Source organism: Paenibacillus sp. FSL L8-0333 (assembly GCF_037965665.1).
Classification (GTDB): domain Bacteria; phylum Bacillota; class Bacilli; order Paenibacillales; family Paenibacillaceae; genus Paenibacillus_AQ; species Paenibacillus_AQ odorifer.
Genome location: NZ_CP150186.1, coordinates 138,315 through 153,735, shown reverse-complemented (window position 1 = coordinate 153,735; position 15,421 = coordinate 138,315). Strand labels below are relative to the sequence as shown.

The window sequence follows — 15,421 nt, the reverse complement described above, 5'->3', positions numbered from 1 at the left end:
ATCTTTCCTCCTGTTAAGCTCCGCATCGAAGTGATGCCTTTTTAATCAAGTATTATGAAGGCTACCTCCCCACGTTTAAGCGTGTGCGTGTATGAGACCTTCTTTTAACGTTATTTCTCCTGCTGCACGAATCCCTTTGCCCGTTCCTCAGGGATATAACCTGACTTTTCCTGCGGACTGGACTCCAAAGAGCGAGGCACGCTTCCAAAAATAATCCATGATCCCGGAACTCGCCGGAAAGCAAACTGCACAATAAGCCAGCTCCCTCCCAGTGCGACCACAAGCCCTCCGTAGATGAACAAAACATATGTTAGCGACTCTAGGGGAATCTGATATCGGAACCTGCGATATACTGCCAGCAATAGCGGATGAATCAAATATATCGCAAAGGAGAGTTCACCCAAACGAGTAAAAAAAGCAACAATCCCGCGAGGAGCCTTACGATAGATCAGAAATGTAGCATACAACAGAACCAATGCTGATAACATCGTATGGACATTCCATAATAGCTCGTACCACAACGAATCCGTCCACACCCCAAAATGGCGGGCCACATACCATAGCTGCACATGGATAAAGGCTGCAATTAACCACCCGCTCACTAACAGGGCAGTCCATCCTTTTTGCTTGGCAGTTAGCTGCCTCCATGGCTTCATCAGCCACGTCTTCACCTTCTCAAAGTGAATCGCGATATAAGCGCCCATCATATAATAAGCCAGATAAGAGATCGCCAAGCTCCCTTTTTCAACAATGTGCAGTTCGTATTTATTCCAGAAAATAAACCCCCACTGAAGTGCCAATCCGAGTGGAATCGCCCATTTTATTAAAAAGCGGGAACTCTGGAGTAGCTTAAGCAGTACTGGAAAAAGCAAATAAAACTGAATGCTGATAAATACAAAGTACAAATGCGCATATGCGGAACCTGAGAATAACGCTCTAATAAAGCTGTACAGGTTGCCACCGAGGTTCTGGGTCAATCGTCCGTTCACATATAAGGTTAGTGCGTAATAGCCCATAGAGGCTAGCAGATAAGGCAATAAAATATACTTTAATCGACGACGGTAGAAATTATTAATCAAGCTGCGTGTCACAGGGCGCCCATAATAATTATAAAACAATACGAAGCTGCTCAGAAAAATAAATGAGGGCGTACCGAATTTAAAGAAAATGTTGATCCAGTTCAGCCAGTAATAATAAGGTGAATGCAGTGCCTGCTCTCCAGCGGCAAAAGATGAGGAATGCACATGCAGTACACCTAAGATCGCTAATGCTCTGAAGATATCCAGCTGGGGCAGCCTTTCCTGTCTCGCAGTGTTCATATTATATTCCTCTTCTCTACTATGATGGTTGTTCATAGAGACGCTAAGCGGAATGTGGAAACTGAAAATACCAGGAAGCCTGCACCTGCTGATTTTACATTCTGATATTTGAAGCTGAATGCCTAGCGTGGGATTCGCCTTATCACTAACGCTAATTATATCGAATGTATCTGTTCTAAAAACTTAAGAAGAACTTAAAGTTTCCTTAATAATCTTCTCTAAGACGCAAGAAACCCTGCAGAACCTGCGCTAAAAAAACGCAATATGTAACTGCAGGGTTAAAAAAGCATCGTTTACACTTGTTCCGCATGTTCTTCCGTTGAAGAGGGGCGCAGCTCTCGCAGTGGATTGCCCCCGACAAAAGAGCCAGCTGCCACATTTTTGTGCACCACGGAGCCAGCAGCTATAACTGCCCAATCTCCAATGGTTACACCGGGAAGAATCGTTGTATTCGCGCCGATCAATACATTTTCACCGATCACCACTTCGCCCAGGCGATATTCCTTGATCAGATACTCATGCGCTAGAATCGTCGTGTTATAACCAATAATAGAATTCTCACCTACCGTTATTTTCTCCGGAAAAAACACATCCACCATTGCCATAAGACCAAAAGCCGTGTGTTTACCAACCTTCATCCCCAGCATCCGTCGATAGATCCAATTCTTTAACGGTAGAATCGGACAATAGCGGGCAATCTGAATAAAAATAAAGTTGCGGACACCCTTCCAAGGGCTGACCGTACGGTAAATATACCAAAGTGAGTTATGACCTTCTACTGGATAACGGGTTACGTTTCTCACGATTCATTCGTTCCTCGCTCCATAATTTCTATAATATCCTTCATGTTATGGATGATAAAGTCCGGATCATACTTGCGGAGCGTATCCTCGCCCTTCAAAGACCAAGATACTCCAACAGCGTATACACCGGCAGCTTTGGCTGATTGAATATCAACCGCACTGTCACCTATCATTAAGGTTTTACGAGGATCAACGCCAAGGTTTTTGACCGCTGTCAGAACGGGCTCCGGATGTGGCTTTGGTTCAGTAACATCGTTCACAGTCACAATCGTATCCATGTACTTAAGCAAATCGAACCTTTCCAGAGTCTTGATCGTTGTTGGACGGATCTTAGTAGTTACAATCCCAAGTTTGATCCCACGACGCGAGAGCTCCTCAATGGTCTCCTTTACAAGCGGGAAGGACCGCACTAACTCATCATGATGCTTATTATTATAAGAACGATAGGACTTTTCTAACGTGCCATTTACATCCTCTAGTCCAGAGAATACTCTCATCTGTTGCTGAAGGGTTGTTCCCATATGCGGAATTATCTCTTCTCTGGTCAGTGGAGCCAGACCATTGTCCTTCAGCGCGTACATAAATGAGCTAATGATTAGCTCATTCGTATCGACAATCGTTCCATCCAGATCAAAAAGAACGCATTCTATCATAAGTTTTACTGCTCCTTCTTATCTCCATCCGCTGGCTGTCCTTGCTCAGGTTGTGTTCCTTGACGAGTTTTCTGCGGTGTATTTACTGCGCTTTCTGGCACTACAGTATCTGCTTGGATCGGTTTAGTACATACGATAGGGTCAGAATAATGTGCTTTAGGCTCTCCGGTTACTCTGCGAATAACGATCAGCAATATAGCTGCCACAATAATCAGTAGAGAAAGCAGCTGAGAAATACGAATATTACCATAGGCAGGATCCAGATATCCTTGTTCAAAACCTAACCATTCCATCGGACTCCATAAGCCATTTATAAACGAAGCCAGTCCTGCACTTCCGTTAAAAGCTAAACTGTCAGTACGCACAGCCTCGATGAAGAACCGACCGATGGAATACCATATAAAGTAAGACATGAAGATTTCTCCTGCACGTACAAACTTCTGACGACGGAGAACCATCAATAACGCAATCCCTAGTAAGCTCCAAAGAGATTCATACAGGAAAGTCGGATGATGAAAAGCATCCCCTATGTACATTTGATTAACGATGAAGTCAGGTAAATGCAGTTTATCCCGTAAAAAAGATTCCTCAACTACGCTGCCGTATGCCTCTTGGTTGACAAAGTTTCCCCAGCGGCCAATCATTTGACCCGCCAGTAGTCCAGGTGCGCAAATATCAACAATACGCCAGAAAGGGTAACCCTTATAACGGAAATAAATAATTCCGCAAATAATCGCTCCTATTAATGCGCCGTAAATGGCGATGCCGCCATTCCAGATCTTAAAGACGTCTATCAGATTATGCTTATAATCGTCCCATTTAAAAGCTACAAAATAAATCCGTGCCCCTATAATTGCCGAGGGTACACCCAGTAGCAGCATATCCATAAAGAATTCTTGCGGGATTCCGAACCGTTTGCCCTCGCGGATCGCAAGAAATAATCCCGCGAGTGCACCGACCCCTAGTATTAACCCGTACCAGTGTACAGGCAGTGATCCAATTGAGAATACAATAGGATCTATTGCTAATGGGAACATTGTCTCACACTCCTAATCGAGATCGTCCATATCCTCAGATATGGTCGCAGTTAACTTATTCGTAAACTGCAGGGCTGCATTAAAACCCATTTGCTTCAGGCGATAGTTCATCGCAGCAACCTCAATAATAACGGCAAGGTTACGTCCTGGACGTACAGGAATGGTTACAAGTGGAACATCGGTATCAATAATCCGCGTCGTTTCCTCATCAAGTCCAAGCCGGTCATACTGCTTGTCTTGCTGCCAAGCCTCTAATCTAACGACAAGTGTAATCCGTTTATGATTACGGATAGCACCCGCACCAAAAAGTGTCATTACGTTAATGATACCTACTCCGCGAATTTCCAACAAGTGACGGATCAACTCAGGGGCTGTACCATGCAGCTGGTTATCTGAAGTCTGGCGGATTTCCACGGCATCATCAGCGATCAGTCTATGTCCACGTTTTACAAGTTCAAGGGCTGTCTCACTCTTACCAATACCACTACTACCAGTAATCAGCATACCTACACCATATACATCACAGAGTACACCATGAATCGTTGCTGTAGGGGCTAATCTCCCTTCTAAGAAGCTCGTCAAACGGCTGGAGAAAATAGTCGTAGCCATCGAGCTACGAAGCACAGGAAGTCCCTTTTCATTACTTATATCAATTAACTCCTGTGGTACATCCAAACTACGGGTAATTACGATACAAGGGGTATTGTCATTACAGATTCCACGAAGCCTACTTTTACGTTCAGCTTCAGGCAGCATGGAGAAGAATGCGAGTTCTGTCTTACCTAATAGTTGAACACGTTCTTCCGGATAATATTCGAAATAACCAGCAATCTCTAGTCCAGGGCGATTCAGGTCATCTACCGTAATAGGTCGCTTTAGACCTTCCTGGCCGGAAATAACCTCTAATTGAAAATGTTGTACCAATTCAGATACTTTTACTTTCTTAGCCATGTAAATTCGTCCTTTCGTCACCTGCGGTATATGTCCGCTTACTGCGTCCGGTTGACAGCGATCTCATTACAATTCCGGAGGTAATTCTCCTGCTATCTTAATTGATAACGCTTGTGAATGCAATCTTAACGCCTATCCATTACGACCCTAATTAAACAATAAAGCCACCCTTTCGGGTGGCTTTATCAAGAGAGAAAAGATCCTGCGATCTTATCCCAACAGAATGTTAACTTCGGATTCTTTATCGAAGAAGTGAACTTTGTTCATATCGATAGCCAATTTTGGCTTGCTGCCTTCGCGAGTAGTGGAACGTCCATCTACACGAGCGATTACAGTAGATTTACCAAGGCCGCTCAAGTAAAGGAGCATTTCGTGACCAAGGTTTTCAGTTACATCAACCAATGAAGTAAAGATTGTGTTCGGGGAAGCTTCCAAGAATACTGGCTCTTCATGGATATCTTCTGGACGAACGCCCATAATTACTTCTTTGCCAATGTAGCCTTTGCTGCGGATGATTTGAGCTTTTCCGCCTGGTACTTCAACATCAAGGTTCTCAGCACGGAAACGGACAGAACCGTTTGCTTCGGACAAAGTACCATTGATAAAGTTCATTGTAGGGGATCCGATAAATCCAGCTACGAACAGGTTAGTTGGTTCATTGTACAACTCTTCAGGGGAAGCAGCTTGTTGAATGATACCATCATACATAACTACGATACGGTCACCCATTGTCATAGCTTCTGTTTGGTCATGCGTTACGTAGATACAAGTGGTTTCAAGGCGTTTAACCAGTTTAGTGATTTCAGCGCGCATTTGACCACGAAGTTTAGCATCCAAGTTGGAAAGAGGCTCATCCATCAAGAAGACTTGTGGATCACGTACGATAGCGCGTCCCAAAGCGACACGTTGGCGTTGACCACCGGAAAGTGCTTTTGGTTTACGATCTAGCAAATGCTCGATATCGAGAATTCTAGCAGCTTCACGTACTTTCTTGTCGATTTCATCTTTCTTCACTTTACGAAGTTTCAAACCGAAAGCCATGTTTTGGTATACGCTCATATGCGGATACAGGGCGTAGGATTGGAATACCATCGCGATATCGCGGTCTTTAGGTGCAACGTCGTTGACTACACGATCGCCAATGTACATTTTACCTTCGGAGATTTCTTCCAGACCAGCGATCATACGCAAAGTTGTGGATTTACCGCAACCGGATGGTCCAACCAATACTAGAAATTCCTTATCTTTAATATCAAGATTGATATCCATTACTGTTGCTTTATCTGAACCCGGGTATTTTTTGAAAATATGCTCTAAACGTACGCCTGCCATTGTATTTCCCCCTCGAGTTAATTATTGATTAATTGAAAAATTCTTTTTTCCTTGTACATTTATATTACCCTAGACGGGACACGGTGGCTATTTGTAACGTTCACAAAAAACCTATTTCCTTTTCGTCACTTTATACAAAAGCATAGTAAGCTTCACAATAGCAGCGTCCCCAAAGCTACGCACATCCGCACCAGTCTCCTGTTTGATCTTGTCCAGACGGTATAAAAGCGTGTTGCGATGAATATATAGCTTCTTGGCTGTTTCACTCACATTACAATCCATCTCAAAAAACGTCTCCAGGGTCATCAGCATCTCTTTATCCGATAATACGGAAGAATAGTCGCCAATCTGTCCAAGTAACTGTTTACGCCGTGCATCAGGAATGCTGTTAACCAAACGTTCCAGATGCAGCTCCCAAGGTAAATGAATATATTCACCCACTTGGAAAATACGTCCAAGTACAATAGTCTCCCTCAGCAAGGCCACGGATCCCGTCAATCCCTTAACAGGAACAATAGCCGGAGCTACAGCCAAATGGAATACACCTACCCATTCGCTGGCTATCAGTTCGTGTAAGCCCATGCTGGTCTGAGCCAGAATTTCATCTACACTCTCTTCTTCCTCATCCTTATCATCTCCGCCCGTGAGTAGTTCCTTCCGGGCCAATATTAACCATTCTTTTTCTTGAAGAGGTATAAGCAGAATTTCATTCTCAAAATAGCTGCGCAACAGCTTCATTAAGGAACGATAAGTGATCTGCGGGCTATGTGCATTCTCACTGCTAAGTAGGAATGGAACCATATCTCCGAATAAACGTCCCTTTAGAGCCATCTCATCGGGTATCTCAGAGTCATTTTTCTCTTGCTCCAGTTCGGTGTTCAACCAGGTACCCAGCTGCCGAGCCTCCGCTTCCCCTTCTTCTCTAACCCCAGTAGCTTTTAGTGCAATTGCAAAGTTTCGAACCGCATAATTCACTAATTGAATTTCCAAAGAGTTAAGTCCATCCAATTCCACCCAGACAGCGGTTACACGTCCATCAGTCTCATATAATGGTGCCCAAAGATGACCCTCATGGATTACCGGCTGTTCCTGTGCTTCCAATCCCAGGCTAAAAAGAGAAGCTGAATGTTGCCTACCTAACTGCTTGATTCCGGTTTTCTTTCCGGTGAGCTGCTCTAACTTTTTCCGCAATGTTTCGCTATCCATAGTCACCATACTCCACCACTTTTGCTCTTTTCGCCTATTTTAGCATATTCTCTAATATTATGTTAATCACTACAGCAGCGCGCTACTATAATACGACATAAAAACACAAAAAAAGCCACCACCATAAGGTGATGACTTTCTGTTTGGGATGAGCCATGAAGGACTCGAACCTTCGACACCCTGATTAAAAGTCAGGTGCTCTACCAACTGAGCTAATGGCTCATAAATGGTGGGGGATGATGGATTCGAACCACCGAACACGTACGTGAGCAGATTTACAGTCTGATGCGTTTGGCCACTTCGCTAATCCCCCAAAAAAGGTGGCTCGGGACGGAATCGAACCGCCGACACGAGGATTTTCAGTCCTCTGCTCTACCGACTGAGCTACCGAGCCATAAGATTACATGACAATTAAGCGGAAAAGTCTTACACTTCCCACTCATTTTGTGGAAAAAATGGCGGAACCGACGGGATTCGAACCCGCGGTCTCCTGCGTGACAGGCAGGCATGTTAGGCCAACTACACCACGGTTCCGCATTAATTAAAAATGGTGCCGGCGAGAGGACTTGAACCCCCAACCTACTGATTACAAGTCAGTTGCTCTACCAGTTGAGCTACACCGGCACGGTGTAAAAGCAATTCTAAAAAGATGAAAATGGTGGAGGCTGAGGGGATCGAACCCCCGACCCTCTGCTTGTAAGGCAGATGCTCTCCCAGCTGAGCTAAGCCTCCAGGTATTATGGTAGCGGCGAAGGGGATCGAACCCCCGACCTCACGGGTATGAACCGTACGCTCTAGCCAGCTGAGCTACACCGCCACAATAATTAGTATTGCTATGGATTGAAAATGGCGGAGAGAGTGGGATTCGAACCCACGCACCGCTTACGCAGTCTAACCCCTTAGCAGAGGGTCCCCTTATAGCCACTTGGGTATCTCTCCAAACGATATCAGTACCACAGCAATCCAAACAGGAATTTGACTCCCTGAAAACTGAATCCGAAACGAATCTGCATTCTAAGTATAGGATAAGCCCTCGACCGATTAGTATTGGTCAGCTCCATGCATTGCTGCACTTCCACCTCCAACCTATCTACCTCGTCGTCTTCAAGGGGTCTTACTAATTGGGAAATCTCATCTTGAGGGGGGCTTCACGCTTAGATGCTTTCAGCGCTTATCCCGTCCGTACGTAGCTACCCAGCCATGCTCCTGGCGGAACAACTGGTGCACCAGCGGTACGTCCATCCCGGTCCTCTCGTACTAAGGACAGCTCCTCTCAAATTTCCTGCGCCCACGACAGATAGGGACCGAACTGTCTCACGACGTTCTGAACCCAGCTCGCGTACCGCTTTAATGGGCGAACAGCCCAACCCTTGGGACCTACTTCAGCCCCAGGATGCGATGAGCCGACATCGAGGTGCCAAACCTCCCCGTCGATGTGGACTCTTGGGGGAGATAAGCCTGTTATCCCCAGGGTAGCTTTTATCCGTTGAGCGATGGCCCTTCCATGCGGTACCACCGGATCACTAAGTCCGACTTTCGTCCCTGCTCGACTTGTAGGTCTCGCAGTCAAGCTCCCTTATGCCTTTGCACTCTGCGAATGATTTCCAACCATTCTGAGGGAACCTTGGAACGCCTCCGTTACTCTTTAGGAGGCGACCGCCCCAGTCAAACTGCCCGCCTGACACGGTCCCCGTACCCGATTAGGGTACTAGGTTAGAACCTAGATACGATCAGGGTGGTATCCCAACGGCGCCTCCACCGAAGCTTGCGCTCCGATTTCTACGGCTCCCACCTATCCTGTACAGATCGTACCCAAATTCAATATCAAGCTGCAGTAAAGCTCCATGGGGTCTTTCCGTCTTGTCGCGGGTAACCTGCATCTTCACAGGTATTAAAATTTCACCGGATCTCTCGTTGAGACAGCGCCCAAGTCGTTACGCCATTCGTGCGGGTCAGAATTTACCTGACAAGGAATTTCGCTACCTTAGGACCGTTATAGTTACGGCCGCCGTTTACTGGGGCTTCGGTTCATAGCTTCGGGTTACCCCTAACCACTCCCCTTAACCTTCCAGCACCGGGCAGGCGTCAGCCCGTATACTTCGCCTTGCGGCTTCGCACAGACCTGTGTTTTTGCTAAACAGTCGCTTGGGCCTTTTCACTGCGGCCCCCTCGTGCTATTCACACTACCGGGGCACCCCTTCTCCCGAAGTTACGGGGTCATTTTGCCGAGTTCCTTAACGAGAGTTCTTCCGCGCGCCTTAGAATTCTCTTCTCGCCTACCTGTGTCGGTTTGCGGTACGGGCACCTTCTCCTGGCTAGAGGCTTTTCTTGGCAGTGTGAGATCATGACCTTCGCTACTATAATTTTCGCTCCCCATCACAGCCCAGCCTTAACGATGTGCGGATTTGCCTACACATCAGCCTCACTGCTTAGACGGACATCCATCAGTCCGCGTCACTACCCTCCTGCGTCACCCCATCGCTCATAGCGGATTACGGTGGTACAGTAATTTCAAACTGTTGTCCTTCGACTACGCCTTTCGGCCTCGCCTTAGGTCCCGACTTACCCTGAGCGGACGAGCCTTCCTCAGGAAACCTTGGGCTTTCGGCGGATCAGATTCTCACTGATCTTTTCGTTACTCATACCGGCATTCTCACTTGTGTAGTGTCCAGCGCTCTTTTCAGTACACCTTCAACCCCTACACAACGCTCCCCTACCCCAGATACATAGTATCTAGCCATAGCTTCGGTGGTGTGTTTAGCCCCGTTACATTTTCGGCGCAGAGTCACTCGACCAGTGAGCTATTACGCACTCTTTCAATGGTGGCTGCTTCTAAGCCAACATCCTGGTTGTCTGTGCAACTCCACATCCTTTCCCACTTAACACACACTTGGGGACCTTAGCTGATGGTCTGGGCTGTTTCCCTTTTGACAATGGATCTTAGCACTCACTGTCTGACTCCCGGCAATAAGTATATGGCATTCGGAGTTTGACTGAGCTTGGTAATCCTTGCGGACCCCGCACCCAATCAGTGCTCTACCTCCACTACTCTTATACCGAGGCTAGCCCTAAAGCTATTTCGGGGAGAACCAGCTATCTCCGAGTTCGATTGGAATTTCTCCGCTACCCCCACCTCATCCCCGCACTTTTCAACGTACGTGGGTTCGGGCCTCCAGTGCGTGTTACCGCACCTTCACCCTGGACAGGGGTAGATCACACGGTTTCGGGTCTACGTCCACATACTCATTCGCCCTATTCAGACTCGCTTTCGCTGCGGCTCCACCTTCTCGGCTTAACCTTGCATGTTAAACGTAACTCGCCGGTTCATTCTACAAAAGGCACGCCATCACCCATAGATCGGGCTCTGACTTTTTGTAAGCACACGGTTTCAGGTTCTATTTCACTCCCCTTCCGGGGTGCTTTTCACCTTTCCCTCACGGTACTGTTTCACTATCGGTCGCCAGGTAGTATTTAGCCTTAGCAGATGGTCCTGCTGGATTCATACGGGGTTTCACGTGCCCCGCACTACTCGGGATCCGTCTCGGAGAGAACACAGTTTAGGCTACAGGGCTTTTACCTCTATCGCGGGCCTTTCCAGACCTCTTCACCTACCATATTCCTTTGTAACTCCATGTGAGACGTCCCACAACCCCAAGAGGCAAGCCCCTTGGTTTAGGCTGTTCCGCGTTCGCTCGCCGCTACTGACGGAATCACTATTGTTTTCTCTTCCTCAGGGTACTTAGATGTTTCAGTTCCCCTGGTCTGCCTCTACACACCCTATGTATTCAGGTATGAGTAACTGCGAATTACCACAGCTGGGTTTCCCCATTCGGACACCCCCGGATCAAAGCTTGCTTACAGCTCCCCGAGGCAGTTTCGTTGTTCGCCACGTCCTTCGTCGGCTCCTGGCGCCTAGGCATCCTCCGTGTGCTCTTATTAGCTTAACCTTGATTTTTCCGTAGGAAAATATCGAACGATATCTTCTTTGAAAAATCTCACTAATAACATTTACTTGTTTGCACAAGTTGCTAAAAGATGTTCTAAAACGCAAATTCGTTTCGGTATCCAGTTTTCAAGGATCAAGTTAAAAAAGTTATTCATTTAAAAATTTATGGTGGAGCCAAGCGGGATCGAACCGCTGACCTCCTGCTTGCAAGGCAGGCGCTCTCCCAGCTGAGCTATGGCCCCATAAAATTACTCTATAATGTTATATGGTGGGCCTTGGTGGACTCGAACCACCGACCTCACCCTTATCAGAGGTGCGCTCTAACCAACTGAGCTAAAAGCCCATATAACATATATAACATTGTGAATCAACCAATGAATTGGTTGTCCGCTTGGCAACGTCCTACTCTCCCAGGACCCTTCGGTCCAAGTACCATCGGCGCTGGAGGGCTTAACGGTCGTGTTCGGGATGGGTACGTGTGGAACCCCTCCGCTATCGCCACCAAACGCATGCGAAAGAGACTTGCTCTTTCAAAACTGAACACGAGTGAGTGTTCGAACCCGAAGGTTCTATTATGGAAGTTAAACTTCCGATTTGAATGTCCTCATTGCAGAGAACGATTCTCCATAGAAAGGAGGTGATCCAGCCGCACCTTCCGATACGGCTACCTTGTTACGACTTCACCCCAATCATCTACCCCACCTTCGGCGGCTGGCTCCCTTGCGGGTTACCCCACCGACTTCGGGTGTTGTAAACTCTCGTGGTGTGACGGGCGGTGTGTACAAGACCCGGGAACGTATTCACCGCGGCATGCTGATCCGCGATTACTAGCAATTCCGACTTCATGCAGGCGAGTTGCAGCCTGCAATCCGAACTGAGACCGGCTTTGATGGGATTGGCTCCACCTCGCGGCTTCGCTTCCCGTTGTACCGGCCATTGTAGTACGTGTGTAGCCCAGGTCATAAGGGGCATGATGATTTGACGTCATCCCCACCTTCCTCCGGTTTGTCACCGGCAGTCACTCTAGAGTGCCCAGCATTACCTGCTGGCAACTAAAGTTAAGGGTTGCGCTCGTTGCGGGACTTAACCCAACATCTCACGACACGAGCTGACGACAACCATGCACCACCTGTCTCCTCTGTCCCGAAGGCCGCTGCTATCTCTAGCAGATTCAGAGGGATGTCAAGACCTGGTAAGGTTCTTCGCGTTGCTTCGAATTAAACCACATACTCCACTGCTTGTGCGGGTCCCCGTCAATTCCTTTGAGTTTCAGTCTTGCGACCGTACTCCCCAGGCGGAGTGCTTACTGTGTTAACTTCGGCACCAAGGGTATCGAAACCCCTAACACCTAGCACTCATCGTTTACGGCGTGGACTACCAGGGTATCTAATCCTGTTTGCTCCCCACGCTTTCGCGCCTCAGCGTCAGTTACAGCCCAGAAAGTCGCCTTCGCCACTGGTGTTCCTCCACATATCTACGCATTTCACCGCTACACGTGGAATTCCACTTTCCTCTTCTGTACTCAAGCCACCCAGTTTCCAGTGCGACCTCAGGTTGAGCCCAAGGTTTAAACACCAGACTTAAATAGCCGCCTGCGCGCGCTTTACGCCCAATAATTCCGGACAACGCTTGCCCCCTACGTATTACCGCGGCTGCTGGCACGTAGTTAGCCGGGGCTTTCTTCTCAGGTACCGTCACTCCGGTAGCAGTTACTCTACCGGACGTTCTTCCCTGGCAACAGAGCTTTACGATCCGAAAACCTTCATCACTCACGCGGCGTTGCTCCGTCAGGCTTTCGCCCATTGCGGAAGATTCCCTACTGCTGCCTCCCGTAGGAGTCTGGGCCGTGTCTCAGTCCCAGTGTGGCCGTTCACCCTCTCAGGTCGGCTACGCATCGTCGCCTTGGTGGGCCGTTACCCCACCAACTAGCTAATGCGCCGCAGGCCCATCCCTCAGTGACAGATTGCTCCGTCTTTCATTCTTCTCTCAGGAGAAAAAAGAAATTATCCGGTATTAGCTACCGTTTCCGGTAGTTATCCCAGTCTGAAGGGCAGGTTGCCTACGTGTTACTCACCCGTCCGCCGCTAAGTTACTTTGAAAGCAAGCTTTCAAAGTAACTCCGCTCGACTTGCATGTATTAGGCACGCCGCCAGCGTTCGTCCTGAGCCAGGATCAAACTCTCCAATTAGTATTGAAAAGAGCGATATGCTCATTTTGAAACATCTGACGAGAAAATTAATTCTCTAATTTGGATTTCACTTGCGTGATTTCCCACTCACTCGTTGTTCAGTTTTCAAAGATCAATGTCTCATCTTTCGTCGTCGTTGCTTGTCAGCAGCGACCTTTATAATATATCACAGCGCCTTTGTTTTCGTCAAGCATTTTTTTAATTTCTTTTTTTGCTTGACCGTTTCAGCAAGTTGTTAATCAACAGCTTGTCCAAACGGGCGAGACTTAATGTATCATATTTTTCAAAGCCACGTCAAGCATTAAAATAAAATTATTCTTAATCCGAGCAACATAACCACGCCAGGAAGCCCAAGAACCGTTACTGCGCCTATAGTTGCAGGGTTCAAAGGGATATACACCTGCGTGAGCAAACCTGAGAAGTTCACTACATATATCCCGAGTGCAGCCAATACCAAATGAACCCCAAATAAACTTAGCCACCCAAAACCCAGCTTTTTTCTAAATACAACTAAACCTAATAAGATAACAGATAATATCAATACGCCCATAGCTATCATTCTAAGCATGTAGATCCCCCTTATACATTTATTTATAAGCCCTTATATTTGACTACTGTTCAACCCCAAGCTTTTTGCATGTTTGAGATGTATCTGATATTTACGTTCTGCAGCCTCCAGAATATATATCGCGTAATCTATCTGATCCTGTCCCAATGCCTCGTCGAACATCAGATACGCCCTCTCCCACTCTGAATGCGCCTTACGGACCTCTAAGAGGGTTTCCCATCCCTCACTTTCCTTTTTGCCTTGTTCCTTATCCACTCCCCGCCACAGCTCTCTCCACCATCCCATTTCAATTCCTCCTCAGAATAATTTTGATGCAAAATACACATCTCGTTATTCTCATTCATATCGGGATAGGGACAAACTTAGAACAAAAAAAAGGAAACCCGAGGGCTTCCTTTTTGAAAAATACCACTATAGAGCTGCTAGAATAGCTCGCGACGACCTTCCAACGCTTTGGACAAGGTAACTTCATCAGCGTATTCAAGATCGCCACCTACAGGCAAGCCATGAGCTATCCTGGTGATTTTAATCTCAAACGGCCGAACAAGACGAGAAATGTACATCGCCGTTGCTTCTCCCTCGATGTTGGGGTTGGTCGCCATAATAAGCTCGCTTACTCTCTCATCACTCAGACGGGTCAATAATTCTTTCAAGCGAATATCATCAGGGCCGATACCTTCCATAGGTGAAATTGCGCCCTGAAGAACATGGTAATATCCATTAAACTCCTTGGTTCGTTCTATAGCCACCAAATCCTTAGAGTCTTGTATCACACATATCACTGAAGGATCTCTAGTTTTGTCCTGACATATCTTACATGGGTCCGTATCCGTAATATTACAGCAGACCGAGCAATAGTGAAGATTGCGTTTGACGCTTACTAGCGCTTTTGCAAAATCAATGACTTCATCCTCTTTCATGTTAAGCACATGAAAAGCTAACCGGGCGGCTGTCTTCGGTCCAATCCCGGGCAAACGCGTAAAAGCATCGATCAGCTTAGCTAGCGGTTCGGGATAATACAAATTAATAATTCTCCTTTAGACTGAAGTGGAGTGGGCTATTAGAACAAGCCTGGGATCTTCATTCCACCAGTGAATTTACCCATGTCATTGTTAGCAAGCTCTTCAGCTTGAGTCAATGCATCATTTACAGCAGTGATTACAAGATCTTGCAGCATTTCAACATCTTCCGGATCAACGGCTTCCGGTTTAATTTGAATAGACAGCAATTTTTTGTGGCCGTTTACTTGGACAGTAACTACGCCGCCACCTGATGAACCCTCAATAACCTTGCCTCCGAGTTCCTCTTGAGCTTTGAGCATTTGCTCCTGCATTTTCTTAACTTGCTTCATCATTTGGTTCATATTATTCATACTTCGTCTCTCCTTTGGAATGCGCAATTAGCGCTAGTATGTTTAT

11 protein-coding genes, 10 tRNA genes and 3 rRNA genes are annotated in these 15,421 nt (G+C 46.9%); all 24 read right to left on the bottom strand.

All coding sequences use genetic code 11. From position 1 onward, the window contains the following. Window positions 1-110: 110 nt before the first annotated feature. The 24 genes from NYE72_RS00760 to NYE72_RS00645 all read right to left on the bottom strand — a co-directional run bounded on the left by NYE72_RS00760 (window position 111) and on the right by NYE72_RS00645 (window position 15,375). On the bottom strand, window positions 111-1,319 hold the full coding sequence (locus NYE72_RS00760) for an acyltransferase (RefSeq protein WP_339211080.1): 1,209 nt from the start codon (window positions 1,317-1,319) through the stop codon (window positions 111-113). Between the two features lie 293 nt (window positions 1,320-1,612). After that, on the bottom strand, window positions 1,613-2,122 hold the full coding sequence (locus NYE72_RS00755; protein WP_170914218.1) for an acyltransferase: 510 nt from the start codon (window positions 2,120-2,122) through the stop codon (window positions 1,613-1,615). Next, window positions 2,119-2,775, bottom strand: a complete 657-nt coding sequence (ppaX, locus tag NYE72_RS00750; RefSeq protein ID WP_339211079.1) for a pyrophosphatase PpaX — start codon at window positions 2,773-2,775, stop codon at window positions 2,119-2,121. Before ppaX ends, NYE72_RS00755 begins: the two co-directional genes overlap by 4 nt. 5 nt (window positions 2,776-2,780) lie before the next feature. Next, window positions 2,781-3,812 carry a prolipoprotein diacylglyceryl transferase gene (gene lgt, locus NYE72_RS00745; RefSeq protein ID WP_076126827.1) on the bottom strand — a complete coding sequence of 344 codons (1,032 nt, stop codon included), beginning with the start codon at window positions 3,810-3,812 and terminating at the stop codon, window positions 2,781-2,783. A 12-nt stretch (window positions 3,813-3,824) separates the two neighbouring features. After that, a complete protein-coding gene (gene hprK / locus NYE72_RS00740; protein WP_036687047.1) occupies window positions 3,825-4,763 on the bottom strand; it encodes an HPr(Ser) kinase/phosphatase in 939 nt (312 codons plus the stop codon). A 210-nt stretch (window positions 4,764-4,973) separates the two neighbouring features. Continuing rightward, the gene (gene ugpC / locus NYE72_RS00735) at window positions 4,974-6,095 is read right to left on the bottom strand and encodes a sn-glycerol-3-phosphate ABC transporter ATP-binding protein UgpC (protein WP_036687044.1); all 1,122 of its coding nucleotides are present in this window, start codon (window positions 6,093-6,095) and stop codon (window positions 4,974-4,976) included. A gap of 111 nt (window positions 6,096-6,206) precedes the next feature. Then, window positions 6,207-7,301, bottom strand: coding sequence for a helix-turn-helix domain-containing protein (locus NYE72_RS00730; protein ID WP_036687042.1), 1,095 nt, complete (start codon window positions 7,299-7,301; stop codon window positions 6,207-6,209). A gap of 149 nt (window positions 7,302-7,450) precedes the next feature. Then, window positions 7,451-7,523: transfer RNA gene (locus tag NYE72_RS00725), tRNA-Lys, on the bottom strand. A 5-nt stretch (window positions 7,524-7,528) separates the two neighbouring features. Beyond that, a tRNA-Tyr gene (locus tag NYE72_RS00720) sits at window positions 7,529-7,614 on the bottom strand. A gap of 8 nt (window positions 7,615-7,622) precedes the next feature. Further along, window positions 7,623-7,695, bottom strand: a tRNA-Phe gene (locus tag NYE72_RS00715). Window positions 7,696-7,757: 62 nt separating this feature from the next. Next, window positions 7,758-7,835: transfer RNA gene (locus NYE72_RS00710), tRNA-Asp, on the bottom strand. Window positions 7,836-7,849: 14 nt separating this feature from the next. Next, window positions 7,850-7,925, bottom strand: a tRNA-Thr gene (locus NYE72_RS00705). Between the two features lie 32 nt (window positions 7,926-7,957). Beyond that, window positions 7,958-8,033: transfer RNA gene (locus NYE72_RS00700), tRNA-Val, on the bottom strand. 8 nt (window positions 8,034-8,041) lie between these two features. Beyond that, window positions 8,042-8,118 (bottom strand) — tRNA-Met (locus NYE72_RS00695). 30 nt (window positions 8,119-8,148) lie between these two features. Beyond that, a tRNA-Ser gene (locus NYE72_RS00690) sits at window positions 8,149-8,240 on the bottom strand. An 82-nt stretch (window positions 8,241-8,322) separates the two neighbouring features. Then, window positions 8,323-11,248: ribosomal RNA gene (locus tag NYE72_RS00685) — 23S ribosomal RNA — on the bottom strand. 165 nt (window positions 11,249-11,413) lie between these two features. Continuing rightward, window positions 11,414-11,489 (bottom strand) — tRNA-Ala (locus NYE72_RS00680). Window positions 11,490-11,513: 24 nt separating this feature from the next. After that, window positions 11,514-11,590: transfer RNA gene (locus NYE72_RS00675), tRNA-Ile, on the bottom strand. A gap of 46 nt (window positions 11,591-11,636) precedes the next feature. Then, window positions 11,637-11,753, bottom strand: a 5S ribosomal RNA gene (gene rrf / locus NYE72_RS00670). Window positions 11,754-11,877: 124 nt separating this feature from the next. After that, window positions 11,878-13,435 (bottom strand): 16S ribosomal RNA (locus NYE72_RS00665). Together the 16S, 23S and 5S rRNA genes with 10 tRNA genes alongside form the textbook arrangement of a ribosomal RNA operon. A gap of 301 nt (window positions 13,436-13,736) precedes the next feature. Beyond that, complete coding sequence (locus NYE72_RS00660) at window positions 13,737-14,003, bottom strand: pro-sigmaK processing inhibitor BofA family protein (RefSeq protein WP_038568084.1); 267 nt, start codon at window positions 14,001-14,003, stop codon at window positions 13,737-13,739. Window positions 14,004-14,036: 33 nt separating this feature from the next. Then, a complete protein-coding gene (locus NYE72_RS00655) occupies window positions 14,037-14,288 on the bottom strand; it encodes a DUF2508 family protein (RefSeq protein ID WP_036679920.1) in 252 nt (83 codons plus the stop codon). A 137-nt stretch (window positions 14,289-14,425) separates the two neighbouring features. Beyond that, window positions 14,426-15,025, bottom strand: a complete 600-nt coding sequence (gene recR, locus NYE72_RS00650; RefSeq protein ID WP_036679922.1) for a recombination mediator RecR — start codon at window positions 15,023-15,025, stop codon at window positions 14,426-14,428. A 38-nt stretch (window positions 15,026-15,063) separates the two neighbouring features. Beyond that, window positions 15,064-15,375 carry a YbaB/EbfC family nucleoid-associated protein gene (locus NYE72_RS00645; RefSeq protein WP_036679924.1) on the bottom strand — a complete coding sequence of 104 codons (312 nt, stop codon included), beginning with the start codon at window positions 15,373-15,375 and terminating at the stop codon, window positions 15,064-15,066. Window positions 15,376-15,421: the final 46 nt, after the last annotated feature.

What these genes read in the sequence shown, in the direction of transcription:
- NYE72_RS00760 (WP_339211080.1), bottom strand. Translation starts at nt 1,319, where the DNA reads ATGAACACTGCGAGACAGGAAAGGCTGCCCCAGCTGGATATCTTCAGA.
- ugpC (WP_036687044.1), bottom strand. Translation starts at nt 6,095, where the DNA reads ATGGCAGGCGTACGTTTAGAGCATATTTTCAAAAAATACCCGGGTTCA.
- ppaX (WP_339211079.1), bottom strand. Translation starts at nt 2,775, where the DNA reads ATGATAGAATGCGTTCTTTTTGATCTGGATGGAACGATTGTCGATACG.
- NYE72_RS00730 (WP_036687042.1), bottom strand. Translation starts at nt 7,301, where the DNA reads ATGGATAGCGAAACATTGCGGAAAAAGTTAGAGCAGCTCACCGGAAAG.
- lgt (WP_076126827.1), bottom strand. Translation starts at nt 3,812, where the DNA reads ATGTTCCCATTAGCAATAGATCCTATTGTATTCTCAATTGGATCACTG.
- hprK (WP_036687047.1), bottom strand. Translation starts at nt 4,763, where the DNA reads ATGGCTAAGAAAGTAAAAGTATCTGAATTGGTACAACATTTTCAATTA.
- NYE72_RS00660 (WP_038568084.1), bottom strand. Translation starts at nt 14,003, where the DNA reads ATGCTTAGAATGATAGCTATGGGCGTATTGATATTATCTGTTATCTTA.
- NYE72_RS00655 (WP_036679920.1), bottom strand. Translation starts at nt 14,288, where the DNA reads ATGGGATGGTGGAGAGAGCTGTGGCGGGGAGTGGATAAGGAACAAGGC.
- NYE72_RS00645 (WP_036679924.1), bottom strand. Translation starts at nt 15,375, where the DNA reads ATGAATAATATGAACCAAATGATGAAGCAAGTTAAGAAAATGCAGGAG.